Genomic DNA, 24,271 nt, shown 5'->3' with positions numbered 1-24,271 from the left:
CGCATCGCGGCACGCCGGACTCCCGCTTCGCTCCGCCCGTCGGCCGCGCGCGGAGTCGGTGCACGCGGCCGGGACGGCGACGCGCTACCAAGCGGGGCAGCCCAGCCCCGACCGCTTCCGGCCTACCGACTCGGATGGATCGCGCGCTCCAAGACCCGACAATGCTGGGCACGGCGATCGACTGCCGCGACGGCTCCGCCGAATTGCCACCGAACAACGCTACTCACTCCCGCTGGTCATCAACGATCTCAGCTTCGAAAACGTCCGACGCACCTTCTATCTGCTCAATCGCATCGGAAACCTCGCCATTCATCAGACTGGCAAAGCCCTGCCCAAATCGTAGGGTTGCCACCAGATACTGCACGAATCTACGAACCTTACTCCAAGCAGAGGCCACACCGGGCTCATCTACGGCCACTTCGCCCGTGGCCATATAGCCAACTAGAACCTGCCCCGCCCGCTCCAGATTCGCACTCCCCCGAATGCGATAGTCGCGGATAGAATCAGCCACTTCGAGAACCGCACGAACAAGCTTTCGTCGCAGTTCTGCAGGCAGCAAGGTATCCGCCCTCAACTCCTTGAGCAACTCCTCAGCCTGACGCCCGAGCAACTCCAGCTGATCCGACTCAATTTTCTTTGCGTTAAAATTTACCTCACTCAGCGAAGCGATGAGCAACAGACCGTCTATGGCGTGCTGCGGTATGCGCTGGACCGAAACGAGCGCCGTCCCGCCGGGGTCGAACCCTCTGCCGAAGCAGACCCGAGTCCAGTCATTCAAGTATTGCATCGTAGCAGCCACAGGCGGGTTAGGGTCCAAAGCCTGCGCATCGACCTGAATATCAGCGATCAGACTGCCGAGGGAAATCTGAATACTGCTGATCGAACGCTTCTCACCATCCCCGTCCACGGCGGCGAACGCTTCTTGCCAGGCCGTTAGAAGGTTGTGATTACTGTCCCAGTACCCTTGCAACTCAGAAAGCAAAGTGTACAGACGTCGTGCTGCGGAGTCGCCGCTGTTCATCTAGACCCTTACAGGTAGCGCACATCAACCGATGTGACCCAGGCTACAAGCAGCCGCAAGTATCGAACAGACCCTCAGCAGATCCGGCGTGTCGGCACTGTGGGAACAGGCTCCACAACCGTGCGTAGCAACCCGCCAGGCCGCACGTCCAGCGCGCCGCCGCACGCAAACCCCTCGACCAAGCCATATGATCAAATCCATGACTTACCCCCTACAAAACAACCACAAATGACCCCAAAAAAGAGTCCACTGTGGCCAGTTGCGTTCTGCATCACCACTGGTAGTGGCCATAGTTGGCCATCAGTGCTAGGCAACGACAGACGTCGCCCGAAATCAGCGGGTTCGGGGTTCGAGTCCCTGGCGGCGCACACACCGAAACCAGGCCGGTATTCCACCGGCCTGGTTTTTTCGCATCTCCGCCGCGCTGCACCACGTGCCGTTGGCGCGAGGACCGCCCCGGCGTGCCGGTGGGGTGAGCGAGGCCACTCGAATCGAGTCGCGTTGGACGGTGGCCCGCAACGCTCACCAACCATCGCGCTTGCGGCAGATACTTGAGACTGTGGCGTCAGACGTGGAAACCGACCCGGTTCGCGTCTTCGTCGACACAGGTATGCCGAAAGCCCCCTTACTCCGGCGAATCCGACATGGGACGCACTCCTCACCGCAGACGACCGGCAGATCGCCATTGTTCGCGGCACGAGAACCAGCACCGAATTCCGAGCCGACACCATCGACGACCGTCCGACGATTTCGCATCGCAGTCGCGATGATGACAAGGTGCGTGCCGGGAGCCACCCCGGCCCCGCACCACCGCCTGCGCGACGGCTACCACCGGGCTCGACACCGGAACGAGCCCCTCGCCGCCCGTAAGTGCGCCACGCCCGGCACGTGCCACTGCTTTCGGCTGCCGGACATTCCAATCGGCATGTCGAGACCCCCTTCCGCAGGACTGCCGGCAGCGCCGAGCCGTTACGCGCGATCCCCGCGTCTCATTCTCGACCGAACGGACCACGACCTGCCGCGAAACAGGTGACCGCGATTCGCCTCAAAGCCACAACCGAGTGCAGACGTTCCGTGTCCGACCGGGTCGCTCATTGCCCGGTGCGGGTGGTTTCCACTCACCGTTTCGGCATATCACCCCGCCTCTGCCGCTGCGTACCGTACGGTCGTATTGGCGTATAGCGGCGGGAGGGGACCGCATGACGACCGGGAGCGGCGGGGACGGCGGGCTGCGCAATGACCTGACCGGATCGGTGATCGGCGGTGCGGTCCAAGCGGGCGAAGTGCACGGCGGCATCCACTTCCACCACAACGCGCCGCAGCCGATGGTGCCGCGCCAGTTGCCCGCCGCGCCGGCGCACTTCACCGGTCGTGCGGACGAACAAGCCGAACTCGACACCATCCACGGCCAGGACGGTCGGATGCTCGCCGTCCTGTGCGGTCCGGGCGGGGTCGGCAAGACCGCGCTCGCGCTGCACTGGGCGCACGGGCGCCGCTTCCCGGACGGCCAGCTGTACGTCGACCTCGCGGGCTTCAGCGGCGGCGAGCCGGTGCTGCCCGGCGAGGCCCTCGGCCTGTTCCTGCGCGGGCTGGGCGTGCCGCCGGAACGCGTACCCGCCGAGCTGGTCGAGCAGGCCGCGCTGTACCGCTCGTTGACCGCCGACCGAGCCCTCCTGGTCCTCTTGGACAACGCCCTCTCCGCCGCCCAGGTCCGCCCCTTGCTGCCGGCCTCCGACCGGAGCGCGGTCCTGGTCACCAGCCGGAGTCGGCTCGCCGGTCTCATCACCGAGGGTGCCCGGCTGCTCGACATCGGCCCGTTGGGTGTCGCGTCGTCCATCCGGCTGCTCGACCTGGCGGTCGGCGGTACGCGGGTCACGCGGGAACGCGCACCGGCCCGCACGCTGGTGTCCATGTGCGGCGGCCTCCCGATAGCACTCCGGATAGCCGCCGCCCGGCTGGTCACCCGCCCGCGGTGGTCCGTCGAGCGGGTGGTGGCCGAGCTGGACGACGAGCGCGGCCGGCTGGCGGTTCTCTCCTCGTCACCCGAGTTGTCCGTGCGCAGCACGTTCGACCTCTCCTACCGCGCCCTGCGCCCGACGGCCGCCGCGCTGTACCGCCGCCTCGCCCTGCACCCCGGTCGGGACTTCGGCCCGTCGGTGGCGGTGTCCGTGCTGGATGACGCCGCGCCGGACGTGCTCGACGAACTGGTGCAGGGCAGCCTCCTGGAAGAAGTGCGCGAGGACCGCTACCGCTTCCACGACCTCGTGCGTCTGCACGCCCGCGACCAGGCAGGCGCCACCGAACGCGCCGAGGCGCTGCACCGGATGCTGGAGTGGTACCTGGCCGCCGCCCAGGTCGCCGACCGCGCGGTCACGCCCCATCGCAACCGCCTTCCCTACGAGTTCACGAACGAGCCGACGTACTTGCCGACGCTGGACCGCATACAGGGGCTTGCCTGGCTGGAGGCGGAACGGGCGAACCTGATGGCCGCCGGCAAGGTCGCGCTGAGCCACGGCTGGGACCGCCTGTCCTGGCAGCTGGCGGATGTGATGTGGCCGCTGCTCCTGCACCACAAGCACTACCGCGACCGCTTGGAGATCAACGACTGGGGCATCGCCGCGGCCCGCCGCTGGGGTGACCCGATCGCGGAAGCGGTGATGCTGAAGCGCCAGGGCATGGCGTGCACGACGCTGGGCAGGCAGGCAGAGGCCGAGGAGCACCTCACGGCGTCGATGGCGTGCGCGACCAGAGCAGGCGACCGACGTGGGGCGGCCGACGCGCGTGAGATGCTGGCGCTGCTCCAACTCCAGCAGGGGCGGTTGACCGAGGCACTGGCGGAGTTGGAAGAACTGGTGCGCATCAATCGCGAGCTCGACGCGAACCGCAGCCTCGGCCTCACCTTGATCCACCTCGGTGACGCCCTCGGTCGCGCCGAGCGCGCCACCGAGGGCCTGGTGGCGTTGCGCGAGGCGGCGACGCTGTTCGACGGCCTCGCGGAGCCGGACCCGTACAACCGGGCGCGCGTCGCGGTCGTGGAAGCACGCCTCCACCACTCGACCGGCAACGCCCAGGAAGCCGCCCGCGTGGGCGCACTGGCGCTGGCGGACATGCTGGCCCTGGGTTCCGACCGGGGCGCGGCGGAGGCCCACGAGGTGCTGGCCGAGGCGGCGACCGATCCGGCGCGTGCCGCCGAGCACTGGCGGCACGCCCTGGACCTGCTGACCAAACTGGGTTCCCGGCGGGCGATCGAGATCTCAGCGCGGCTCAAGCCGCCCACAGGGTGACCGCTCGGCACGGTGTCGTCGGCACCACAGCGGCAGCCCGTGGTGACGCAACATCCCGAAGTCGAGCCGTGCGATACGCCAGGCGTAGAGCGAGCCGACCACCGGACGCCACGCCTCCTCCGACGCGAGGCACCCGACCAGCGGACCCGCGAACGCCACCACCTCACCACCCGGCGTGACGGCCAGCACGCCGTCGTCGACCACTCCGACCGCGAGTTCGGCGTACGGGCTGCGCCGCAGCGAGGATCGCAGCACCTCGACGTCCGCGGTGGACCGCACGATCACGTCGGCGAGCGTCGAGTCCTTCACAGCGTCACCACCGGGACCGGTGCCTGCGCTCGGTGCCGCCCTGGTTCCGGCATACCCAGCAGCCGGTACATGGCCCGTCGCAACTCGGCTCCCGAGCGCCCCGGGCACGACGTGAGGCAGTCCCGGACCCGTTCGGCCAGCACCCCGGCGGTGCTCGCGGCGACGGCCAGCTGATCGGCCACCGGCCGGTCGTGCCTGAGCCGAGGGGCGAGCCGCCGCAGCAGGTCCTGCGCCGAACCTTCGCCGAGCACCGCTCCCACCGGTGCATCCGCGAGCACCACCGGTGTGCCTATCGCGGCGGCGTAGACCCCGACCGAGCCGTGATCGGCGACGACGTGGTCGGCCGCGATCACCGCCGCCCGCCAATCCACCTCGGGCGGAACGACGATCAGCCCGGCGTCCACGCACTCCGCCAGCCACGCGCCGATCTGCCGCAGCCCGTGCGCGAACCAGGCGGCCGGGTGCAGCATCGCGGCCACCCGGTACCCCCGCGTCCCGAGTTCTTCGAGCAGCCGCGGCAGCAGGTCCTCGAACCGCGCGAACAACGAGTCGAGCCCCCACGTGGACGTGACGACGAGCAGCCGCTCCTCCGCGCCCACGCCCAGTGCCGTCCGGTAGTCCGCGCGTCTCGGCAGGCTCACCACCATCCGGTCGTAGCAGGGATCGCCCGCCACCACCGCCACGTCCAACGCCTCAGGGCACTGCCGGCGCAACACTTCCCGCTGGTTCTCGTGCGACAGCACCAGCGCCGCCGCCAGCACCTCCCCGTTGTGCAGCAGCCGCTGCGCGTCCAGTCCGTACACCTGCGGCGGTCCGGCGACGGACACGGACTTGCCGAACCCGGCGCCGTGCGGCATCACCAGCATCGGCGCGTGCACGTGGTGCAGCGAACCGTATGACGCCGCCAACGCGAGGTCGAACCGCTCGCGCGTCGCCTGCTCCCACGACAGCACGATGCCGCGGGTCGACCGGAGGAACTCTCCCACCCCCGTGGAGAAGGTGTCCGGGGCCTGGCTGAACGTGACCTGCACCCTGGTATCCGATTCGATCAACTCGACCGCCTCCAGCAGTCGCTGCCCGCTGGCGACCGTGTGCACCACGGCGAGCACCTGCCGGCACCTACCCCTGGTAACCCACCGTGGGGCGTCGATCCCGACCGGGGCCCGCAACCACTCGGTTCTCGTCATGCTGTTCCCCCTCCCGCTACTGCGTGGGGACAAGCCTCCGGTGCCGGTTTGCCGGGAACTTGCAGCCCGCTTGCACCGCCGATCGCAGGGGTGGCCGTCCCCACATCGGAGCAATGCCTTCGAGACAGCTGCGGAATCGCCCGCGACTACCGCACACTGTGTTTCCGCGGCGCCCGCCGGCGAAAGGAGGCGCTGGTGGAATTCAAGATCCTCGGGAAGACCAGATTACACATCGACGGGAATGATTTCGACCTCGGGTCGACCAAGCAGCGGGCCGTTCTCGCATTGCTGCTGTACTACACGGGCGAACCGGTGCCGGTGGACCGGATCGCCCGGGAACTGTGGCGGAGCAGTGCACCCGCAGAGGTGCGGGGCAAGCTCCAACCGCTGATCAGCCGCTTGCGAGCCGTGCTGACCAAGTCCGGCTCGGGTGGCCGGATACACAAGGAAGGCGATGCGTACCGACTGGAACTCGCGGACGGGCTGGTCGACTACCACCGTTTCCGCAAATTGGCGGAAGCAGGTCGGTCGGCCGCCGCCCGAAACGATCACGTGCGTGCGAAGGAGTTGCTCCGCGAGGCTCTCGGGCTCTGGCAGGGGCGACCACTCCAAGAACTGGACGGAAGATGGGCGGACCATTGCCGCGACCAGATGGAGACGTTCGACCGAATACCCGCCCAGCACGCCTTGCTGGACAGTCGTCTCCAACTGCGCGAACACGCCGAGGTGATGGGTGAAGCCGGGCGGCTCACCCGCGAGCACGAACTGGACGAGAACTTCGCGCGCCTCTACCTCCAATCGCTCGACGGATTGGGCAAGTATTCCCGCGCACTGGAATTCCACACGCGGTTCTGCGCGAACCTGATGGCGGAGACGGGCGCGGAGCCCGGCCCGGAGCTGCGCGCGGCCTACCTGGCCATCCTGCGCAAGCAGGCGGGCACCGGCCCCGCCGGACCCGCGCCGCGCCGGGTGCCTCCGCGCGACCTGCCGAGGGACCTCAAGAAGTTCGCGGGACGGGCGGACCTCCTGGCCCGGATGGACGAGGTGCTCGAATCAGGCGTGTGCGGACAGGTGATCGCGCTGCACGGGATGCCTGGCATCGGCAAGACGCGACTCGCGGTCCACTGGGCGCACCGACGCGTCGACCGGTTCCCGGACGGCCAGCTCGTGCTGGACCTCCAGGGCTTCGGCCCCGCCAACCCGCTGGCCCCGGACGACGCGCTGGGCATCCTGCTCGCGAAGCTCGACGTCGAGCCGATCCCCGTCACCGGGCAGGAACGCCGGACCCGCCTCCGCCGCGTGCTCGACGGACACGCGGTGCTGCTGCTGCTCGACAACGCACGCGACAGCAACCAGGTCCGCCCCATCCTCGACGCGACCACCCCGTGCTTCACCGTCATCACCAGCCGCACCCGGCTGTTCGCCCTGCCGGTGCACGACGACGCGCAGGTGATCCACGTACCGCAACTGTCCGCGACCGAGTCCGAATCGCTCTTGTGCGACGTGATCGGTGCACAACGGGTCAACGAGGACCCCGAAGCAGTGAACGAGCTCGCCAAACGCTCCGATGGCCATCCGATGGCGTTGCGGATCGTCGCGGAGCACGTCGCGCTGCGCCCGGAGACCGCGTTGGCGGATCTCGTCGACGAGTTCAAGGGTCCCGAGGGTCTGGGCATCCTGGGTTCGTCCGACGACAGCGACGATGAGCACGCCACCCTGTCGGCGGCGTTCTCCTGGTCCTACCGCTCACTGCCGGCAGCGTGCGCACGGATGTTCCGGATGCTCGGCCTGCACTTCACGACCGAGTTCGGCCCCGAGGCGGCGAGCGCCCTGATCGGCGAGCCCATCAGCACCACGACCCGCTACCTGAGCGCGCTGACGAAGGCCAACCTCCTCCAGTACGGCGCCGCACGGCGGTTCCGGCTGCACGACTTGATGCACGGCTACGCGGTCGACCTGGTCCGCCACGAGGAGTCCCCGGCAACGCGGAAGACCGCGCTGACCGGTTTGCTCGACCACTACCTGGCCACCGCGACGGCGGCGTATGCACGACTGACCCCCGACCAGAGCCCCGTGCCGCCGTTGGACGGTGTGCCGCCGGCCGCGCCGTTCACCAGCGATCAGAAGGCGTTGGATTGGTTCGCCAAAGAGCGCGCGAACCTCGTCACGGCCATCTTGAGGGCGGTCGGTCACGGCTTCCACGAGCACGCTTGGCGGCTGGCGGCCAACGTGCAGGAGATCTTCGACCGGCTCGGCTACTACGAGGACCTGCTGGTCTGCCAACGCGCCGCGCTGGAGGCGGCGATGGTGTCGCAAGGTGTGGAGGGCCGGGCCGGGGCGTTGAACGACATCGGCACCGTCCACTTCCGACTCGGCCAGTACGGTGCAGCCGCGGAGTGCTTCGAGAGATCGGTGGAGGCCGCTCGTGAGCACGGTCTTCCACAGGTGGTGGCAGTCGCCGTGTACAACCTGGCCCGAGTCCACTTGGCACAGAACCAGGTCGGCCAGGCGGTCGTGCACCTCCACGCCACGCTGGATTCGGCCCGCACCCTGCACATGCCCGCGTTGGAGGCAGCCACCCTGAGGCTGCTCGGACGCGCGCACCGCTGCACGGCACGTGACGATTCGGCCTTGGACTTCTTCACATCCGCCCTTGCGATCTGGGACCGCATCGGTGATGTCCGCGGTCGGGGCACCACGCTCATCGACATCAGCCGACTTCTGCACCAACACGGTTGGCATGACGAAGCGCGCGATCGGCTGAAGGCGGCGCTTGCGGTGACCCAAGCGAGCGGTGACCGGTCGGCGCTGGCGGATGCGTTGACCGTCGAAGCCGAGATGCACTACGACCTCGGTGAATTCCGAGAGACAGTCGATTGCGCACAACGTGCCGTCGCCCTGGATGTGGAAGCCGGCACCGCCGCGGTCCTCGCCCGCGCCCTGCACATGCTCGGACACGCGTTGGTGGCGCTCGGCGACCCCGCCGCCGCGGAACGCCATTGGACCAAGGCCGCCGCCCTGCTGAGCGACCTGGACGGGAACGAAGGCGCGTCGTTGCAGGACCACTTGGACGAACTGCGCCACCCCGGACGACCCATACCCAACCCGCGCGATTTTCATAGGAGGCCGATCAATTCCTCCACGGAGGAGGTGCCCTTGACGTGACGGCCGCAGGCCGTGTCATCCTATGATCGACGACCCATCACACCATCCAGCTCCGACGAGTCACCGACGGTGAGCCCACCTGCCACCTTCGGCGCACGTAATCACAAAGTGAAGTTCGGACCCCGAAACTATAATTCCGAATCGATATGGAATGATCGCGGGGTGAAGAAGTCTCGACTCACGAGCATCGCCGTCGCACTCGCTCTCGTGCTCACCGCGCTGCAGGCTCCGGCGGCCCACGCGTGGCCGATGATCATCTACAAGTTCGACGGAGTGGGTGCCGGAGCGCCGATGAAGGCTCAGTGAGGAGCGGCCCCGCGCCAGCACGCCCCCAACGCAGGTGACATGAGCGCGGCGGGCGCCCCACCGGTCGCCCGCCGCGAGTTGACCGGGACATCACCCGAACGCGAGCGCGATCCTCCGCCCGGCCAGCAGCCGGGTCCGCCGCACCTCCGGGTCCACCCGCAGCCCCGGGTTCCGGTCCAGCCGGTCGTAGGACTTGGCCAGCAGCCAGTGCGCCGCCTCCGCCCCGATCCCGCTCAACGGCCCCTGCTCCGCCACCCGACGACGCGCGAGGTCCACGTCCCGCGTCACGAACGCCTGCCGCACCACGCCCCCGGCCAGCTCGTCGACCAGGAACACCATCGCGTGCTCATCCACGAACCGGTAGACGCAGATCAGCGCCAGGTAGCCGGCGTCGACCGACCGGTCGCAGACCCAGGCGCCGCCGACCCTCAACGGCGGTCCCCACGGCCGCACCGCGTCGGACGCCCACTCGCCCGGCCGCCCGGTGAGCAGGGCCGCCAGCACGCGCAGCAGCCGGTCGTTGCGCCGGCTCGGCAACGACACCGCGTGCTCGATGATCCCCGCCCAGAACTGCTCGTCCGCGACCACGCCCGCCACCGCGCCGCTGACGGTCAGCTCGGCCTCCAGCGGGTCGGTGAGCTCCGGCAGCGCGCGGCACCGGTCGACGACGGCCCGCTGCGCCGGGCTCAACGGCGCGCCGATCGGCTGCCGCACCACCACGATCGGTCGCCGCTGCGGGCGCTGCGTCTTCCGGCTCACCGCGCGAGGCTGGCACGGCACGCGCCACACCGGACGCAGCGACACCGCGCGACGGGGGAGAATCACCCATCGTGGACTCCTTGCGCGACGCGATCCGGCGAGCCGCGGTCAACCGCCGTGCCCCGCTGCCGCGCACCGCCGGCCTGACACCGACCGAAGTGGACGGTGCCGTCCGGGACGTCCTGGACCAGACCCTGGAACACCTCTGGGACCACGGGTGGCTGCCGCAGGACCTGTTCGAGGTCGTGAAGCGCAACGAGGACGACCGCGCGTTGTCGTTCCTGGTGGACGCGTTGGCCCGTAAGGCGTCCCGCTACCCGTCGCTCCATCCTCGTTGGACGGAGCAGTTGGCCGACATGGACGCCGCGGTCTGGTGGGACGAGTCCGAGCCGCACCTCGCGCAGTGGGCGCGGAAGCACATCGAGCTGCCCGACGACGCCGTGGCGGTGGCGGTGGCGTTGCTGGGCACCCTGATGACGCTCCCCGGCCTGCCGTTGATCGTGCCCCGGCCCGGCAGCCCGCTGGCCGCGATCACCCACCACACCGTTGCGCCGAAGATCCTCAAACGCGTGCGCGCGCTGCTCGCGAAAGCGGAGTCGACCGCGTTCCCCGAGGAGGCGGAGGCCCTGTCGGCGAAGGCGCAGGAACTGGTCACCCGCCACGCCCTGGAGCGGATGCCGTCGGAGGAGCCCACCACCACGTCCCGCCGCGTGTGGTTGGACAAGCGCTACTTCGACGGCAAGGCCCAGGTGGTGCACGTGGTGGCCGACGCCAACCGTTGCCGCGCCGTCGTCTACGACCTCGGTTTCGTCGCCCTGGTGGGCGAGGAGCTGGACCTGGAGATCGTGGAGCTGCTCTCCGCGTCCCTGCTCGTCCAGGCCACGCGCGCGATGGTCGCGGCCGGTGACGGCGCCCGCAAGGGCGACGAGGCGCGCTCGTCGTCGTTCCGCAAGTCGTTCCTGCTGTCCTACGCGCACCGGGTCGGCGAGCGCCTGAAAGCGGCCAACGCGCCCGCGTCCGACGACGACCGCCTCCTCCCGGTACTGGCGGCTCGCAAACGCGCCGTGGACGACCACTTCGCCGGCCTCTTCACCAACACCAGGACCAAGTCCACGCCGATTCGCAGCGCGGCGGGCTGGGACGCCGGGCGCGCGGCGGCCGACCGGGCCCGGCTGGACGTCGACCGGCCCTGACCCGCGTGTGCCCGCCGGCCGCGCGGCGACCGGCATGATCGGCTTTGACCTGCGGTTTCCCCGGAGCTGTCGGTGCCCGTCCGTACCCTCTCCGTCATGATGACCACAGCGCTGGACGTGCGCCGCACCTTCAACGTCACCCAGGAAACCCGGTTCCACTTCAACGGCTGGTTCCGCCACCGCGACCGCGTCGTGGAGCACGTGATGGCCCACCGCGCCGACGCGATCCACCGCGTGACACCGGAGGACGTGGTGGCGGCCTGTCGCGGCACGCCGGCCCCAGGGCCGCCGCCGCACGTGGTCGACGTCCGCGACTGGCGGCCGGAGTTCGCGTTCACCCACGTGGCCCACCACGTGGTCGAATCCCTGGGCCGATTACCCGGCTGGTCGGAGTTCCGGGAGTTCTGCGAGGCCGACGAGCGGGCCCGCACGATGCTCTGGGCGCCGGCGAAGGAGGTCATCGCGGACGCGCCCGTCGACCGGGCGGTCGCGCGCGAGGCCATGCGGCACCGGGTGCTCGCCCAGTTCGCCGCGTTCCTGCGCGACACCTTCGTGCTCGCGGTGCTGCGGAGCCACGGGCTCGACGTGCGCGTGCACCCGTTGGCGGACGTCGTGTTCAAGGTCGACGCCTGGGTCGAACGGCTCGTCCTCAACCCGCGCGGCGGCCCGCAGCGGTCGGCCGACCTGCTGGTGCACGCCATGCCGCCGTTCTTCTTCCACGACCTGCGCCTCACGGAGTCCGAGCAGGTGGGCGCGGTGGCGTTGCCGACGCGGCGCGGGCTCGACCAGGCCGCGCGGAGGCTGCGCGCGGTGCTGTACCCCGGGTGAGCCATCATGGCGCGGTGCCGAAACTGGAGACCACGGACGACGTCCGGGCCCGGATGAGCAGGCAGCGCTCGCGCGACACGGGGATCGAGGTCGCGCTGCGCCGGGAGCTGCACCGGCTCGGCCTGCGCTACCGCGTGCACCGGCGTCCGGTGCGGGCCGTCCGCCGGGAAGCGGACGTGGTGTTCGGGCCCGCGAAGGTGGCGGTGTTCGTGGACGGCTGCTTCTGGCACGGCTGCCCGGAGCACGGCACGTGGCCCAAGCGCAACGGCGACTTCTGGCGCGGCAAGATCGAGGCGAACCAGGCGCGCGACGCGAACACCGACGAGGTGCTGGCGGACGCGGGCTGGCTCGCGGTGCGCGTCTGGGAGCACGAGGACCCGGTCGCGGCGGCGAGTCGGGTGCGGGAGGCGGTGCTGGCGCGCCGCCGTGGGCTAGCCTGACCGGGTGCTGTCCATGATCGACCTGTTCGCCGGCTGTGGCGGCATGACCTCCGGGTTCACCTCGGCCGGCGGTTACCGGCCGGTCATGGCGGTCGAGTGGGACCTGCACGCGGCGGCGACGTACGCCGCGAACTTCGGCGAGGACCACACGTTCTGGTCGGACATCGCCGCCATCCCGGACAGCCGGGTGCCCGAGGTCGACGTGGTCGTGGGCGGCCCGCCGTGCCAGGGCTTCTCGAACCTGGGCTCGCGCGACGTCGACGACCCGCGCAACTCGCTGTGGCGCGAGTACCTCCGGTTCGTCCGGAAGGCGCGGCCGAAGGTGTTCGTGATCGAGAACGTCGACCGCTTCCTCACCTCGACCGAGTTCGCCCTGCTGCGGGCCGAGACCGAGGGCTACGAGCTGAGCGCGGGCCTCCTGCTCGCGGCGGACTTCGGGGTGCCGCAGCGGAGGCGGCGCGCGATCGTGATCGGCTCGCGCGTCGGTCCCGTCCCGCTGCCGACGCCGACCCACCCGCGCGGGCGCTGGCACACCGTCCGCGACGTGCTGACCGGCCTGCCCGAGGTGCCCGCGACCACGGCGTTGCCGAAGTCGGTGGTCGAGTTCTTCGGCACCCGGCTCCCCGGTCGGCACAAGAGCCAGGACCTGCACATCGGCCGCAACCCGACGCCGCTGTCCGTCGAGCGCTACCGCCACGTGCCACCCGGCGGCGGCCGGTTCGACCTGCCCGACGCGCTGCTGCCGCGCTGCTGGCGGGAGAAGAAGACCGGCACGACCGACGTCATGGGGCGGATGCGCTGGGACGAGCCGTCGCTGACCATCCGCACCGAGTTCTACAAGCCCGAGAAGGGCCAGTACCTGCACCCGCAGTGGGAGCCGGGCGTGGACGGGCACCGCGTCGACCGCCCGATCACCCACCTGGAGGCCGCCCGGCTGCAGAGCTTCCCGGACGACTTCGAGTGGTGCGGCACCAAGATCGAGGTGGCCAGGCAGATCGGCAACGCCGTCCCGCCGTCGCTGGCCAGGGCCATCGCGCAGCACCTGAAGCCGTACCTGACCGGTGCCGAGCCCTCCGCGCCGACCTGCCCGCTGTGCCCGTGACAGGCCGCTGACCAGCCAAAACCGGAATTGTCGTACACCTTCTCTACCGTCATCCCCATGACGACGACCACGTACGAAACCCAGACCCTGATCGGCTCCACCACCTACCGCCTGCGGGCCTCCGCCGACCCGGACCTGCACCTGGAGGTGGCCGGCACGGACACGTCCGGCACCCTCGTGGCGGAGGGCGACATCCGCCTCCCCGCCAACGCGGGCGGCTCCGTCGGCAAGCTGCTGAGCCAGGTGCTGGACGCCCTGGGCAAGCTGGGCGCGCCACCACCGGGTCCGGGCCGCCGGCGGCCCGCCAACGCCAACCAGCCCTGGACGCAGTCGCTCGACGCCGACCTGCGGGCCACCTGGCTGGCCGCCTCGCCCGGCACCCCGCCCACCGACCTGATCCGGGCCATCGCGAAGCAGCTGGAGCGGTCCGCCACGTCCATCCGCTCCCGGCTGGCGCGGGTCGGCTGCGACCCGGACGTGGCGGGCAGGCCGCTGTCCCCCGAGGCCGCCCAGCTCCTGGGAGTTCAGGGTCGGTCTCAGGGCGAGGTCAGGGGAACGCCTGATCCGGGAAAGGGAGGTGAGGGGTGATGCTCGTGGTGAACGCGCAAGCAGCGAAGAGGGGGACCACGTGGAGATCACCGGCCTTATCTCGGCCCTGGTCATCGGAGTGATCATCGGCGGCCTGGGACGGCTCGTCGTGCCGGGCAAGCAGCGGATCTCGTTCCTGACGACGATCCTGGTCGGCGTCGCGGCGGCGCTGGTCGGCACCTTCGCGGCATCCGCGCTGGGTGTCGCGGACACCGACGGCATCGACTGGATCGAGCTGGCCCTCCAGGTGGGCCTGGCAGGCGTCGGGGTGGCCATCCTGTCCGGCCGCTCGAAGCTCCGCGGGCACCAGTAGCCCTCGACGCACTCCGCCCCGCGACCGCGCCACCCGCACCCCGCCGGTCGCGCTCCACCGGTCGCAGGCAGTGGGTCGCACCCCGCCGGTCGCGCTCCGCCACCCGCAGGCAGTGGGTCCAGGCAGTGAGGCGCAGGCAGTGGGCCGAGGTCGCTGGTCGGGCTGGTGCCGGTCGGTCCGGTCGGTCGAGTCCCGCCGAGCCGGGGTGCGCTCCGCGGCTTCTCCCAGTGTGGTCGCCGGTCCGAGTCCGGCCGCGTCGTCGAGGCGCGTGGCACAACAGAATTCACCGGAGGACCGCCGCGGGCGGCCTGTGCCCGGCCGGGGCGTCGTCCGGGCACGCGCCTAGAGTCGGGTCCGTGTTGGTGCTGCACGGCCTCGCCACGTCCGACGGTCGGTTGGCGTTGTGGGCCGAGGACTCGCGGTTGCCCGCGCGGGTCGCCGGGCGGCTCTCGCGGGTCGTCGTGGGGCACCCGTTCGCGGCCGACGGCGCCACCGTGGCCGGGCTGGTGGGCGGCAGCGCGGACGTCGTGGCGGTGCGGTTGCCGTCCTACGCCTCGGGGCCGGTCGAGTCGCCGGAACTGGTGCGCGACCCGCTGGCCAAGGCACCGGTGCGGCGTGGTGCGGTGCGGTCGCGCGAGTGGCTCGTGCCGGTGGTCCGGGTGGACGGCGGGGTGCCGGCGGGCCTGCCGGACTGCCGGCTCGGCGCGTCCGCCAAGTACCTGCTCGACGTGGTGGCGTTCGCCGAGGACCTGGTGGCACGGGGGCGCGTGCTGCCGGATCTCGACGAGCACCGGCCGGCGGCCCGGTGGCGGGCCGCGCTCTCCGGGGTGGACGCGTTGCGGCACGCCGGTCTCCGGGCCGGGATGCCACCGGCGTTCCGGGCGGCCGGAGGCGTCGGCGACGACGTGCTCCGCCAGGCGCTCGACACCCTGGTGGACCGCGCGGTCCGGGAGCGGCTGAGCGGGTTCGCGCCCGGCGGCCGGGGCGCGGTCGGGCGGTGGGTGGCGGCGTTGGCCGGGTCGCCCGAGTTCGAGGGCGACGCGGCCGAGGTCGACCGGTTGCGGACGGCGGTGGCCGCGTGGCGGGCCGGCGAGCACCGCGCCGACCGGGTGCGCACGTGCTTCCGGTTGAGCTCGCCGGACCAGGGCGGCCCCGACGGTGACGGGTGGCGGCTGGAGTTCCTGCTCCAAGCCGTCGACGAGCCGAGCGTCCTGGTGACCGCCGCGCAGGTGTGGCGTCGGCAGGAGGCCGTGCTGCGGCGCTGGGTGGCGCGTCCCCAGGAGGTGCTGCTCGGGGACCTCGGGCGGGCGAGTCGGCTGTACCCGGCGCTGGACCGCGCGCTGGACCAGCGCAAGCCGACCGGGCTGGAGCTGGACACCGACGGGGCGCACGAGTTCCTGACGCACGCGTCGCTGCTGGCGCAGGCCGGGTTCGGGGTGCTGCTCCCCGCGTGGTGGCGGCAGCCGCGGCAGCTCGGGCTGACGCTCACCGCCGCCGGTCCCTGCACCGCGGGCGCCGTGGCCAAGGAGAGCGAGCTGGGCCTGAAGGTGCTGGTGGACTACCGCTGGGACCTCGCGCTGGGCGACGAGCGGTTGACCGAGGCCGAGCTGTCGGCGCTGGCGAAGGCCAAGTCGCCGCTGGTGCGGCTGCGCGGGCAGTGGGTGCACGTCGACCGGCAGCGGCTCGCCGAGGGGTTGGCGTTCCTGGCCCGCGGCGGCGGGCGGATGTCCGCCGCGCAGGTGCTGCTGCACTCGGGGTTCGGGCCGGAGGACGCCGACCTGCCGTTGCCGCTCAACGCCGTGCGCGGCGAGGGCTGGCTGGGCGACCTGCTGTCCGGCGAGGTGGAGCACCGGCTCGAACCGGTCGAGCCGCCCGCCGGCCTGACCGCGACGCTGCGCCCCTACCAGCTGCGGGGCCTGTCGTGGCTGGTGTTCCTCGACCGGCTCGGGTTGGGCGCGTGCCTCGCCGACGACATGGGGCTGGGCAAGACCGTCCAGCTGCTGGCGCTGGAGGCGTACACGCGGCAGCACGAGGCCCGGCCGCCGACGCTGCTGATCTGCCCCATGTCCGTCGTGGGCAACTGGCAGCGGGAGGCCGAGCGGTTCACGCCCGGCCTGCGGGTCCACGTGCACCACGGGGTCGAGCGGTCGGCGGTCGGGCTCGGGCGCGGGCACGACCTGGTGATCACCACCTACGCCGTGGCGGCGCGGGACGCCGAGGCCCTGGCCGAGGTCGGCTGGGACCGGGTGGTGCTGGACGAGGCGCAGAACGTGAAGAACAGCGCCACGCGGCAGTCGCGGGCGGTGCGGGCGCTGCCCGCCCGCCACCGGGTCGCGCTGACCGGGACGCCGGTGGAGAACCGGCTGGCGGAGCTGTGGTCGATCATGGACTTCGCCAACCCCGGCGTGCTCGGGTCGGTCAACACGTTCCGCGCGCGGTTCGCGGTGCCCATCGAGCGGCACCACGACGAGGACGCGGCGGTGCGGTTGCGGCGGATCACCGGGCCGTTCGTGCTGCGCCGGCTCAAGACGGACCCCCGGATCATCACCGACCTGCCGGACAAGATCGAGGTCAAGCAGCTGTGCACGCTCACGGCCGAGCAGGCGTCGCTGTACCAGGCGGTGCTGGACGACATGTTCGCGCGGATCGCCGAGTCGCAGGGCGTCAAGCGCAAGGGGCTGGTGCTCGCGACGATGTCGCGGCTCAAGCAGGTGTGCAACCACCCGGCGCAGCTGCTGCGGGACGGCTCGCGGGTCGCCGAGCGGTCGGGCAAGGTGGCGCGGCTGGAGGAAGTCCTGGACGAGGCGCTGGCCGACGGCGACAAGGCGCTGTGCTTCACGCAGTTCACCGAGTTCGGCGGGCTGGTCGTGCCGCACCTCGCGGCGCGGTTCGACACCGAGGTGCTGTTCCTGCACGGCGGCACGCCGAAGGGCGCGCGCGACGAGATGGTGCGCCGGTTCCAGTCGGCCGACGGGCCGTCGATCTTCGTGCTGTCGCTGAAGGCGGGCGGCACCGGGCTGAACCTGACGGCGGCCAACCACGTCATCCACCTCGACCGCTGGTGGAACCCGGCGGTGGAGGACCAGGCGACCGACCGGGCGTTCCGGATCGGCCAGCGCGACCACGTGCAGGTGCGGAAGTTCGTCTGCGTCGGGACCGTGGAGGAGCGCATCGACCGGATGATCGAGGAGAAGCGCGGCCTGGCGCAGCTGGTGGTCGGCGCGGGCGAGGACTGGTTGACCGAGCTGTCCACGAGCGAGCTGCGGGACCTGTTCGCGCTGTCGGAGGAGGCCGTCGGTGAGTGACGGGCGGGTCGGGGCGGGCGGTTGGCGGGGAGGTGCGCGTGAGCGACCGGCACGGTGAGCGCCCGGGGCGGCCCGTCCGGGTCGAGGGCGGGTTGACGTTGCGCAGCAAGCGCGGCGACATCGCCCGCACCTGGTGGTCGCGGCGGTTCGTGGAGGTGCTGGAGTCCTTCGGCATGGGCGGGCGGTTGGCGCGCGGGCGCGCGTACGCCCGGACCGGCCAGGTCATGAGCCTGTCGCTGTCCACGAGCCTGGTCGTGGCATTGGTCACGGGCTCGCGGCCGGAGCCCTACCGGGCCCGGATCGGGGTGCGGAAGTTCGACGACGACGACTGGCTGCGGATCGAGCACGCCCTCGCCGACCGGGCGGTGTTCGCGGCGAAGCTGCTCGCCGGCGAGATGCCGCCGGAGATCGAGGACGTGTTCGACGGGCTGGGGCTGGCGCTGTTCCCCCGGTCGACGCGCGAGCTGTCGATGGACTGCACCTGCCCGGACTGGGAGGTGCCGTGCAAGCACCTCGCGGCGACCTGCTACCTGCTCGCGGAGTCGTTCGACACCGACCCGTTCGAGATCCTGGCCTGGCGCGGCCGGTCCCGCCAGGACCTGCTGGACCGCCTGCGCGAGCTGCGCGACCCGGTGCCGCCCGCCGACGAGCCGCACGAGGACGCGACACCCCGGTCGGAGGACGACCCGGCGGTGTTCTGGCGGCGGCCCGAGGCGCCCGCCGTGCCCGAGCCGGAGGAACCCCTCGCCCGCCGCCCCGACGCGATCCTGGACCAGCTCGACCCGCTCACGGTGGCGGGCCGCTCGGTCACCGACGAGCTGCGCCCCCTGTACCGGAGGATCGCCACGCCCTGGCCCGGCACCTGACCCCGGCTCGCCGACCCACCGGCACCGCCCCGACCGCACCGCCGACCCCACCTCGCGCCAGGGGCGACAGGCGGCGGCCGAACAAGTTACCCACTGGTAGCGTGCGGCCAGGACGAAGGGAGAAGGCCGGTGTTGTTCGATCCCCGCACTTTCGACGGCGCGCACCTGGACCCGGAGAGCAGGCGGCTCCTGCGGGCCACCATCGACTGGTTCGAGCAGCGGGGCAAGCGCCGCCTGCTCGCCGACGACCAGGCCAGGGCCTGGTACGCCGACTTCCTCGACTTCGCCGCGCGCGAGAAGCTGTTCGCCACCTTCTGCACGCCGCGCGCGGAGGCGGGCGGCGACCCGCACAAGCGCTGGGACGCCGCCCGCAACGCCGCCCTGAGCGAGATCCTCGGCTTCTACGGCCTCCAGTACTGGTACGCGTGGCAGGTCACGGTCCTCGGCCTGGGCCCCATCTGGATGAGCGACAACGCCGCCGCCCGCGAGCGGGCCGCCAGGCTGCTCGACGACGGCGCGGTGTTCGCGTTCGGGCTGTCGGAGAAGGAGCACGGCGCGGACGTCTACTCCACCGACATGGTCCTCACGCCCGCCGGCGACGGCTTCACCGCGCGCGGCGGCAAGTACTACATCGGCAACGGCAACGTCGCCGGCATGGTGTCGGTGTTCGGCCGCCGGGCGGACGTCGAGGGCCCCGACGGCTACGTGTTCTTCGCCGTCGACCGCCGCCGACCGGGCTTCCGGCTGGTCGGGAACGTCGTGGACGCCCAGATGTACGTCAGCGAGTTCCACCTCGACGACTACCCCGTGGCCGCGGACGACATCCTGCACACCGGTCGGGACGCGTTCAGCGCCGCCCTGAACACCGTCAACGTGGGCAAGTTCAACCTGTGCACGGCCTCCATCGGCATCTCCGAGCACGCCTTCCACGAGGCCATCACGCACGCCCACAACCGCGTCCTCTACGGCAAGCGCGTCACCGACTTCTCGCACGTCCGGCAGAACTTCGTGGACGCCTACGCGCGCCTGGCCGCGATGAAGCTGTTCTCCGACCGCGCCGTCGACTACTTCCGCACCGCCTCCCCCGACGACCGCCGCTACCTGCTGTTCAACCCCATCACCAAGATGAAGGTCACCAGCGAGGGCGAGCGGGTCGTCGACCTGCTCTGGGACGTGATCGCGGCGAAGGGGTTCGAGAAGGACACCTACTTCGCGATGGCCGGCCGCGACATCGGCGCGCTGCCCAAGCTGGAGGGCACCGTGCACGTCAACCTCGCGCTCGTGCTGAAGTTCATGCCCGCGTACCTGTTCCAGCCGACCACCTACCCCGAGGTGCCGACCAGGCACGACGCCGCGGACGACGAGTTCTTCTGGCGGCAGGGCCCGGCGCGCGGCCTCGGCGCCGTCCGGTTCCACGACTGGGAGACCGCCTACCGGGCGTTCGCGCACGTGCCCAACGTCGCCCGGTTCCACGAGCAGGCCCGCGCGCTCCGCACCCTGCTCACCACCGCCGCACCGGACGACGAGCAGCGGGAGGACCTCGACTTCCTGCTCGCCCTCGGCCACCTGTTCACGCTCGTCGTCTACGGCCAGCTCGTCCTCGAGCAGGCCGGCCGCACGGACCTCGACGCCGACCTGCTCGACCAGGTCTTCGACGTGCTCGTGCGGGACTTCTCCGGCTACGCGGTGGCGCTGCACGGCAAGGCGTCCTCCACCGAGGCGCAGCAGGAGTGGGCGTTGGGCCAGGTGCGCAAGCCCGTGGTGGACCACGGGCGGTTCGGACGCGTCTGGGAGCGGGTCGCCGCGCTGTCCGGCGCGTACGAGATGAACCCCTAGCGAGCGGGCCCGTCGCCGGTCGTCGACGGCGCCCGTCCACCGGGTGCCGTCTTGACTGGTGTGCCGCCCTCGGTGTTTGGTCGGGCACCGGAGCGAGCGGAAGGGGACGCATGACCGCGTCCAAGTCACTGCGGGCGTTGCGCGAGGCGATCGTGCTCGAACACCTGGAGTCGGAGAACGAGCACGAGTTCGCGGCGGCGGTCGGCGCGTTCGACCACCCGCGCTGCGAGATCGCCGCCACCGGCGAGGTGTTCGAGGGCTCAGCGGCCTTCGCCGGCTACTACGCCCGGAGTCACGCCGCGTGCCCTGATCAGCAAAATCACCTGGTCGAGTTACACCACGCGGATGAGGCGGTCATCGTGGAACTCGCCCTCGACGGCACCAGGCTGGGCCGGCCGTTCCGCGCGCGGACGACCGCGTTCTTCCTGTTCGACGGCGCGCGACTGGTCGGCAAGCGGCTGTACGGCGACGCCCACGCCCCGGCGCTGACCTGCTAGGACGAGTCGAGCCGCCACTTCCGGCACCGGAAGTGGCGGCTCGACTACCCGAGTTGTGGCAACCCGGTACTAGGTCAGAGCGGTCGGACCGTCTGCGCCTGCGGGCCCTTCTGGCCCTGGCCGATCTCGAACTCCACCCGCTGGTTCTCTTCCAGGGTGCGGTAGCCGTTGCTCTGGATCTCCGAGTAGTGCACGAACACGTCGGCGCCACCGTTATCCGGGGAGATGAAGCCGAAGCCCTTCTCCGCGTTGAACCACTTGACGGTGCCCTGAACTGCCATCTTGCTACTTCTCCTCTAACAGGTGCCGGATCGCGCTTGCGACCACCGGGTCAGCTAGGGCGACGGCTACTCCTGGCGGAGAAAGTTCGGCGCCCGCAACTCCGTTCCGCGAGCGTGGTGGAACACGAACACAGAAAGGTACGACCGAAGACAGTCAACCACGACAGGCGGCCGGCAGTCGAGTGACTGAGTGCGGCGAGTCGCACTGCTACCGTGGGCGTGGTCGCGATCACAGGGGGTCAGCCATGTCGGAGCCGGTCCTGGTGTCCATCGCCGCGTCGCTCGCCGCGCGAGCCGTCGCGGGCGTGTACGAGCTGGTCCGGGCGAGGTTCGCGGGCGATCCGCCCGCCCTCGCCGCGCTGACCGCCGCCGAGGGGGCCGCCCCCGACTCGCCGCAGGTGCGGGCCCTGGGCGAGGCGCTGGGCCGGGCGGAGGCGGCCGACCCGGCGTTCGGCGGGGAGCTGCGGCGGGCGTACGAGCAGGCGGGCGTGGCGCAGACCGGCCGCGTGACGAACCACATCTCCGGCACGGTGCACGGCCACGTCCTCCAGGCGGGGGACATCCAGGGCGGTGTGAGCTTCAAGTAGCCGCGCGGCGTCCACCGCGCGGGTGAAGATGGGGCGGTGTTGTCGACGCTCCACCCGCCCCAGTCCAGGCTGCTGTTCTTCCTCCTCGGCCTCGTGGTCACGTTCGTGCTGATCAGGATCAGCGTGCGGCTGATCCGGGCGAACGTGCGCTGGTGGCCGGGCAACATCAAGCCGGGCGGCACCCACATCCACCACGTGGTGTTCGGCACGGTCTTCGTGCTGATCGGCGGTGTGACGGGGCTCGCGGCACCGGACGACGAACACGGCCTACGGGCCTCCGCAGCCGCGTTGCTCGGCGTGGGCGCGGCGCTGGTGCTCGACGAGTTCGCCTTGATCCTGCACCTGCGGGACGTGTACTGGTCCAAGGACGGCCGGCTGTCGGTCGACGCGGTGTTCCTCGCCATCGGCATGACCGGCCTGCTGCTGGTCGGCGCGCGACCGCTCGGGTACGACGAGTTCTACGACGACGGCGTCTGGCTGCGCGTGCTGGCGGTCCTGGTGAACCTGGGCTTCGCGATCGTGGCGCTGCTCAAGGGCAAGGTCTGGACGGGCCTGCTCGGCCTGCTGGTGCCGGTGCTGCCGGAGATCGGGGCGCTGCGGCTGGCCCGGCCGGGCTCGCCGTGGGCGCGCTGGCGGTACACCGAGGGCTCGCGCAAGCTGCGCCGCGCCTACCGGCGGGAGGCCCGGATCAGGCAGCCGCTGATCCGGGTGAAGATCCGCATCCAGGAGTTCATCTCGGGCAGGCACGACGACGACCAGCCGGCCGGCTAGCCGACCAGGATGCCCAGCTCGTCGCAGTCGTCGGCCACGTCGCCCGCGCACAGCTCGGCCGACTTGACGGCGTTCTGCGCCACCAGCGCCCGGACGTTGTCCCGCGTGACCGGGTCCGCGCCCAGCAGGACCGACTTCACGTCCCGCCGCGCCACGAGGTCCCGCGTGTTGCCGGTGGCCAGGTCGTCCGCGCCGCTGACGTCGCCGCGCGCCACGGAGATCGCCAGCCGCGCCGCCGCCTCGGCCTCGTCGCGGACGGGCTTGTGGACCGTCATGCACTGGTCGCCGCGCAGCACGGCGCGCAGCCCCTCCAGCGTGGCGTTCTGACCGGTGACCGGCACCTTGCCCGCCAGCCCCCTGCCCTTGAGCACCTCGATGACCGCGCCCGCGAGGGCGTCGTCGGCGGCGACCACGCCGTCCACCCGGCCCGCGTTGCCGCCGAGCGCCTGCTCGAACGCGGCCTTGCCCGCCACCGGGTCCCACCTGTCCACGGCCTGGCTCGCGACCAGCCGCAGCTCGCCGCTGTCGTACAGGGGCCCGAGCCTGCGGCGCTGCCCGTCGGCGAACAGGGTGGCGTTGTTGTCCGTCGGCGCGCCCTGCAGCTCGATGACCTGCGCGCCGCGCCGCTTGCCGCCCAGGCACTGCAACAGGCCCTCGGCCTGCAGCTCGCCGACGTTCAGGTTGTCGAACGAGACGTAGTAGTCGGCCATGCCGCCGAGGCTGATCCGGTCGTAGTTGATCACCTGGATGCCCGCCTGCTTGGCCTTCCGCTCGACCTTCGCGCCGCCCTCGGTGGACAGCGGGGTCGTCATCAGCACCCGCACCCCGCTCGCGATCATCCGGTCGGCGATGCCCGCGAACTTCGCCTCGTCGCCGTCGGCGTTCTCGATCACCGCCGCGACGCCCGCGATGGAGAACGCGGACGCCAGCAGCGGCCGGTCGCGCTCCTCCCACCGGGCGGTCGCGCGGTCCGGGAGGATCACCCCGACGACCGGGCCCTCGCCCGACCCGGTCGAGGTGGCCGGCGCCGACGCGGCGCCCCGGTCCTGGCCGCCGCACGCCGCGACGAGCAGGACGAGCACCGCACAGGTCGTCACGCCGCGTAGTCTTCGCATTCGCCAACCCCCTGCACGGGCCGACCGCCCGTAGACCGCGAAAATCGTATTCTGCGGATTTCATCCGAGAACCGCGGGTTCGTCAAGACGTCGCAACCGGACGGCTCCGAATGGTCCGCACCATTGGGCTTGTTGACCTTTTCGGGACATCGAACCCGCAGGCAGAGTCGTTACCAAAGCGCGAAAAGTCACGCTCCGCGCTCATTTGGCTACGTTGCCGACTGACGACGAAAGGCGTCTAACGACGACGGCTTTTCTGTGTCAGGGTGTCGCCCGACGGAACCGTGTCCGGGTGTGAGGAGACAGCGTGAGCGCACGCAGGTTCGTTCCAGCAGTACTGGTAGTAGCGGCCACGGCGGTCACCCTCGTGGCCGGCGCCGGCCTGGCCGCCGCCGACGCCGGCCCCGTCGGCGCGACGGCGGCCGTGGTGGCGGTCGAGAGCGGCGCCGGGACGAGCGCCGACCTCGACGGCCGCAACCGCGAGTGGTAGGGCGGCCCTCGCCCACCGGGGAGGACAC

22 protein-coding genes are annotated in these 24,271 nt (G+C 71.1%); 16 read left to right on the top strand and 6 right to left on the bottom strand.

The window, feature by feature from the left end; translation table 11 throughout:
- Positions 1 to 223: 223 nt before the first annotated feature.
- Positions 224 to 1,021 carry a hypothetical protein gene (locus C8E97_RS07410; RefSeq protein WP_147455020.1) on the bottom strand — a complete coding sequence of 266 codons (798 nt, stop codon included), beginning with the start codon at positions 1,019 to 1,021 and terminating at the stop codon, positions 224 to 226.
- Between the two features lie 1,199 nt (positions 1,022 to 2,220).
- Between C8E97_RS07410 and C8E97_RS07405 the strand changes: the two genes are divergently transcribed.
- Positions 2,221 to 4,305: an ATP-binding protein gene (locus tag C8E97_RS07405; RefSeq protein ID WP_121002880.1), complete on the top strand. Its 2,085-nt coding sequence runs from the start codon at positions 2,221 to 2,223 to the stop codon at positions 4,303 to 4,305.
- Here C8E97_RS07405 and C8E97_RS07400 read toward each other — a convergent pair.
- Both C8E97_RS07400 and C8E97_RS07395 read right to left on the bottom strand, forming a co-directional pair.
- Complete coding sequence (locus C8E97_RS07400) at positions 4,276 to 4,614, bottom strand: hypothetical protein (RefSeq protein ID WP_121002878.1); 339 nt, start codon at positions 4,612 to 4,614, stop codon at positions 4,276 to 4,278. The genes C8E97_RS07405 and C8E97_RS07400 overlap by 30 nt on opposite strands.
- Positions 4,611 to 5,714: a hypothetical protein gene (locus C8E97_RS07395; RefSeq protein WP_211346935.1), complete on the bottom strand. Its 1,104-nt coding sequence runs from the start codon at positions 5,712 to 5,714 to the stop codon at positions 4,611 to 4,613. Before C8E97_RS07395 ends, C8E97_RS07400 begins: the two co-directional genes overlap by 4 nt.
- Before the next feature lie 282 nt (positions 5,715 to 5,996).
- On the opposite strand from C8E97_RS07395, the gene C8E97_RS34000 reads away from it, so the two are divergent.
- Complete coding sequence (locus C8E97_RS34000) at positions 5,997 to 8,966, top strand: AfsR/SARP family transcriptional regulator (protein ID WP_147455019.1); 2,970 nt, start codon at positions 5,997 to 5,999, stop codon at positions 8,964 to 8,966.
- 162 nt (positions 8,967 to 9,128) lie between these two features.
- Positions 9,129 to 9,272, top strand: a complete 144-nt coding sequence (locus C8E97_RS34340; RefSeq protein WP_170211677.1) for a hypothetical protein — start codon at positions 9,129 to 9,131, stop codon at positions 9,270 to 9,272.
- Positions 9,273 to 9,362: 90 nt separating this feature from the next.
- Here C8E97_RS34340 and C8E97_RS07375 read toward each other — a convergent pair whose 3' ends face one another.
- Positions 9,363 to 10,031, bottom strand: a complete 669-nt coding sequence (locus C8E97_RS07375; protein ID WP_246018723.1) for a hypothetical protein — start codon at positions 10,029 to 10,031, stop codon at positions 9,363 to 9,365.
- A gap of 71 nt (positions 10,032 to 10,102) precedes the next feature.
- Between C8E97_RS07375 and C8E97_RS07370 the strand changes: the two genes are divergently transcribed.
- From C8E97_RS07370 to C8E97_RS07325, 10 genes are all read left to right on the top strand, one after another.
- A complete protein-coding gene (locus C8E97_RS07370) occupies positions 10,103 to 11,224 on the top strand; it encodes a DUF2786 domain-containing protein (RefSeq protein ID WP_121002872.1) in 1,122 nt (373 codons plus the stop codon).
- A gap of 96 nt (positions 11,225 to 11,320) precedes the next feature.
- Entirely contained in the window at positions 11,321 to 12,052 is a 732-nt protein-coding gene (locus C8E97_RS07365; protein ID WP_121002870.1) for a hypothetical protein, read from the top strand.
- Between the two features lie 53 nt (positions 12,053 to 12,105).
- Positions 12,106 to 12,492, top strand: a complete 387-nt coding sequence (locus C8E97_RS07360; RefSeq protein ID WP_121010987.1) for a very short patch repair endonuclease — start codon at positions 12,106 to 12,108, stop codon at positions 12,490 to 12,492.
- 13 nt (positions 12,493 to 12,505) lie between these two features.
- Positions 12,506 to 13,594, top strand: a complete 1,089-nt coding sequence (locus C8E97_RS07355) for a DNA cytosine methyltransferase (protein WP_121010984.1) — start codon at positions 12,506 to 12,508, stop codon at positions 13,592 to 13,594.
- 57 nt (positions 13,595 to 13,651) lie between these two features.
- Entirely contained in the window at positions 13,652 to 14,182 is a 531-nt protein-coding gene (locus tag C8E97_RS07350; RefSeq protein ID WP_121002868.1) for a hypothetical protein, read from the top strand.
- Positions 14,183 to 14,222: 40 nt separating this feature from the next.
- On the top strand, positions 14,223 to 14,495 hold the full coding sequence (locus tag C8E97_RS07345) for a GlsB/YeaQ/YmgE family stress response membrane protein (RefSeq protein WP_121002866.1): 273 nt from the start codon (positions 14,223 to 14,225) through the stop codon (positions 14,493 to 14,495).
- A gap of 356 nt (positions 14,496 to 14,851) precedes the next feature.
- Positions 14,852 to 17,800: a DEAD/DEAH box helicase gene (locus C8E97_RS07340; RefSeq protein WP_121002864.1), complete on the top strand. Its 2,949-nt coding sequence runs from the start codon at positions 14,852 to 14,854 to the stop codon at positions 17,798 to 17,800.
- 38 nt (positions 17,801 to 17,838) lie between these two features.
- The gene (locus C8E97_RS07335; RefSeq protein WP_121010980.1) at positions 17,839 to 18,666 is read left to right on the top strand and encodes an SWIM zinc finger family protein; all 828 of its coding nucleotides are present in this window, start codon (positions 17,839 to 17,841) and stop codon (positions 18,664 to 18,666) included.
- Between the two features lie 129 nt (positions 18,667 to 18,795).
- A complete protein-coding gene (locus C8E97_RS07330) occupies positions 18,796 to 20,502 on the top strand; it encodes an acyl-CoA dehydrogenase family protein (RefSeq protein WP_211346934.1) in 1,707 nt (568 codons plus the stop codon).
- A 110-nt stretch (positions 20,503 to 20,612) separates the two neighbouring features.
- Positions 20,613 to 20,999 (top strand): nuclear transport factor 2 family protein, encoded by a 387-nt coding sequence (locus tag C8E97_RS07325; protein WP_121002860.1) that lies wholly within the window; start codon positions 20,613 to 20,615, stop codon positions 20,997 to 20,999.
- A 74-nt stretch (positions 21,000 to 21,073) separates the two neighbouring features.
- On the opposite strand, the gene cspE is transcribed toward C8E97_RS07325, so the two are convergent.
- On the bottom strand, positions 21,074 to 21,280 hold the full coding sequence (gene cspE / locus C8E97_RS07320; RefSeq protein ID WP_053717138.1) for a transcription antiterminator/RNA stability regulator CspE: 207 nt from the start codon (positions 21,278 to 21,280) through the stop codon (positions 21,074 to 21,076).
- Between the two features lie 245 nt (positions 21,281 to 21,525).
- Here cspE and C8E97_RS07315 point away from each other — a divergent pair, with 245 nt between their 5' ends.
- Both C8E97_RS07315 and C8E97_RS07310 read left to right on the top strand, forming a co-directional pair.
- Complete coding sequence (locus C8E97_RS07315; protein WP_121002858.1) at positions 21,526 to 21,867, top strand: hypothetical protein; 342 nt, start codon at positions 21,526 to 21,528, stop codon at positions 21,865 to 21,867.
- Positions 21,868 to 21,903: 36 nt separating this feature from the next.
- Positions 21,904 to 22,638, top strand: a complete 735-nt coding sequence (locus C8E97_RS07310) for a hypothetical protein (protein ID WP_121002856.1) — start codon at positions 21,904 to 21,906, stop codon at positions 22,636 to 22,638.
- Here C8E97_RS07310 and C8E97_RS07305 read toward each other — a convergent pair.
- A complete protein-coding gene (locus C8E97_RS07305; protein WP_121002854.1) occupies positions 22,635 to 23,753 on the bottom strand; it encodes a sugar ABC transporter substrate-binding protein in 1,119 nt (372 codons plus the stop codon). The genes C8E97_RS07310 and C8E97_RS07305 overlap by 4 nt on opposite strands.
- 307 nt (positions 23,754 to 24,060) lie before the next feature.
- Here C8E97_RS07305 and C8E97_RS33995 point away from each other — a divergent pair, with 307 nt between their 5' ends.
- Positions 24,061 to 24,243: a hypothetical protein gene (locus C8E97_RS33995; RefSeq protein ID WP_147455018.1), complete on the top strand. Its 183-nt coding sequence runs from the start codon at positions 24,061 to 24,063 to the stop codon at positions 24,241 to 24,243.
- Positions 24,244 to 24,271 lie beyond the last annotated feature (28 nt).

Origin of the sequence: Saccharothrix australiensis (assembly GCF_003634935.1) — a bacterium.
In the GTDB taxonomy this organism is placed as follows: Bacteria; Actinomycetota; Actinomycetes; order Mycobacteriales; family Pseudonocardiaceae; genus Actinosynnema; species Actinosynnema australiense.
Note: the sequence above shows the minus strand (reverse complement) of the source record. Positions and strands in the feature narration are given on the sequence as shown.

What these genes read in the sequence shown, in the direction of transcription:
- C8E97_RS07405 (WP_121002880.1), top strand. Translation starts at nt 2,221, where the DNA reads ATGACGACCGGGAGCGGCGGGGACGGCGGGCTGCGCAATGACCTGACC.
- C8E97_RS07410 (WP_147455020.1), bottom strand. Translation starts at nt 1,021, where the DNA reads ATGAACAGCGGCGACTCCGCAGCACGACGTCTGTACACTTTGCTTTCT.
- C8E97_RS07305 (WP_121002854.1), bottom strand. Translation starts at nt 23,753, where the DNA reads ATGCGAAGACTACGCGGCGTGACGACCTGTGCGGTGCTCGTCCTGCTC.
- cspE (WP_053717138.1), bottom strand. Translation starts at nt 21,280, where the DNA reads ATGGCAGTTCAGGGCACCGTCAAGTGGTTCAACGCGGAGAAGGGCTTC.
- C8E97_RS07355 (WP_121010984.1), top strand. Translation starts at nt 12,506, where the DNA reads ATGATCGACCTGTTCGCCGGCTGTGGCGGCATGACCTCCGGGTTCACC.
- C8E97_RS07325 (WP_121002860.1), top strand. Translation starts at nt 20,613, where the DNA reads ATGACCGCGTCCAAGTCACTGCGGGCGTTGCGCGAGGCGATCGTGCTC.
- C8E97_RS07365 (WP_121002870.1), top strand. Translation starts at nt 11,321, where the DNA reads ATGATGACCACAGCGCTGGACGTGCGCCGCACCTTCAACGTCACCCAG.
- C8E97_RS07350 (WP_121002868.1), top strand. Translation starts at nt 13,652, where the DNA reads ATGACGACGACCACGTACGAAACCCAGACCCTGATCGGCTCCACCACC.
- C8E97_RS07315 (WP_121002858.1), top strand. Translation starts at nt 21,526, where the DNA reads ATGTCGGAGCCGGTCCTGGTGTCCATCGCCGCGTCGCTCGCCGCGCGA.
- C8E97_RS07360 (WP_121010987.1), top strand. Translation starts at nt 12,106, where the DNA reads ATGAGCAGGCAGCGCTCGCGCGACACGGGGATCGAGGTCGCGCTGCGC.